Origin of the sequence: Rhodococcus sp. IC4_135, from assembly GCF_011602025.1 — a bacterium.
GTDB lineage: Bacteria > Actinomycetota > Actinomycetes > Mycobacteriales > Mycobacteriaceae > Rhodococcus_F > Rhodococcus_F baikonurensis.
In genome coordinates, this window is the sequence record NZ_JAAOLG010000169.1 from 1 (window position 1) to 255 (window position 255).

General features: G+C 65.9%; 2 protein-coding genes. Both read left to right on the top strand.

The features are described 5' to 3' along the window. On the top strand, window positions 1-137 hold a 137-nt coding region (gene grpE / locus G8767_RS36710), incomplete at its 5' end, for a nucleotide exchange factor GrpE (protein ID WP_166814333.1). 6 nt (window positions 138-143) lie between these two features. Continuing rightward, a partial coding sequence (locus tag G8767_RS36715) for a DnaJ domain-containing protein (RefSeq protein WP_166814331.1) occupies window positions 144-255 on the top strand: 112 nt, incomplete at its 3' end.

Sequence of the window (255 nt, forward strand, 5' to 3'; positions counted from 1 at the left end):
TCCACGAAGTGGTCAGTGTGGTAACCCGACCCGACCTTCCGTCCGGGACCGTGGTCGAGGTCTTGCGCCCGGGTTATGGAGAGGACGGGCGACAGTTGCGGCCCGCCGCGGTGGTCGTCAGCCGCCCCGAGGGGTGAGCACCGATGGCCCGTGACTACTACGAAGTACTCGGCGTACCGAAGGGCGCCGGCACCGACGAAATTCAGCAGGCGTACCGCAAGCTTGCCCGCAAGTACCACCCCGATGTGAACAAGG